Source organism: Streptomyces sp. NPDC055078, assembly GCF_053607985.1.
On record NZ_JBSGUP010001139.1, the window covers coordinates 1 to 1,223 of the forward strand.

A 1,223-nucleotide genomic window follows, 5' to 3' on the forward strand; every position below is an offset into this window, starting at 1 on the left:
GCTCGCGGGCGGCCCCGGTACCCGCGCTCCCGCCGATCGGGCAACCCCCTCGTACGAGTGAACTCACGGGCGTCGTACGAGCGCGGCGGAGGGGTCCTTCCGCCGCCCGGGAAGGGGCTGGGCGGGGAGCGGTCGTCGGCGGTGGGGACGTTTCGCCGGCCGAGTCGAGGGGCGGTCACGGTCTAGCGTGCGGGCCCATGATGATCTCGCGCTCCGGTGTCCGTCTGGCCGCCGTCCTGCTGGCCGGTGTGGCCTTCGCCCCTTCCGCTTCCGCCGCTCCCGCCCCACCCGCACCTCAGGGCGACTGGGCCCACACAGGTGACGGGATCACCTCGGGCATCAGCGGTATGGCCGTGCTCGGACAGGGTGACCACGATGTGGAGGTGCTGGTGGTGCACGACAACAAGCGTGCGGGTGAGCGGCGGGCCTCCAGGGTCCGGCTGTCGCCCGGGCCGGTCGTGCAGGCCACGGAACTCGGCTGGGAGGGCGAGCGGCTGCCCGTCGACCTGGAAGCCCTGACCGAAGTGCCCGGACACCAGGACGAGTTCGCCGCTCTGGAAAGCTCGGGCCACGGCTTCCACTTCCGCCTCGACGGCGACACGGTGACGGTCCTGCGGGAGTTCACCGTCCCGGATGTCGCCCCGGGCGACAACTACGAGGGGTTCGCCCTCGTCGAACGGGCGGGCCGGATGACGGCGGTGTGGGCGCACCGTGGCCAGGACGAGGACCCCGCGCTGCTGCACACCGCCGAGCTGGACTGGGAGGGGCTCGCGTTCGGCCCGCGCAACACCGTGCAGGTCCGGGTCCCGGACCCCCGGGAGCACGTCCGGCACATCAGCGATGTGGAGATCTCCGCCGGCGGCCGGGTGATCATCACATCCGCGTCCGACCCCGGGGACGACGGCCCCTTCACATCGACGGTCCACTACATCGGCCAGGTCGGCTCCGGCCCGGACGGCGGGGCGGAACTGTCCCCGCGCCCCGAGCCGGTGCCGCTGGCGAGTTACCCCGGACACAAGATCGAGGCCCTGGCGTGCGGTCACGGCTCCTCGGGGGTCCTGGGCACCGACGACGAGAACGCCGGGGGCGCGGCGCGTACGACCGGAGCATGCCGCTCCTGACCGCCGCGGCGTCCCAAGGCGTTCCACGGCGTCCATGACGCCGGGCGTTCGCGCATCGCCGTCCGGGACTGTCCCGGACGGCGGCCGGGGCCGCCTCCGGTG

Annotated in this window: 1 protein-coding gene; it reads left to right on the forward strand. The window is 73.7% G+C overall.

Annotated features, from left to right (window positions below; translation table 11 throughout):
- Positions 1 to 197 precede the first annotated feature (197 nt).
- Positions 198 to 1,121 carry a hypothetical protein gene (locus ACWF94_RS40790; protein ID WP_453500398.1) on the forward strand — a complete coding sequence of 308 codons (924 nt, stop codon included), beginning with the start codon at positions 198 to 200 and terminating at the stop codon, positions 1,119 to 1,121.
- The last annotated feature ends 102 nt before the right edge of the window (positions 1,122 to 1,223 follow it).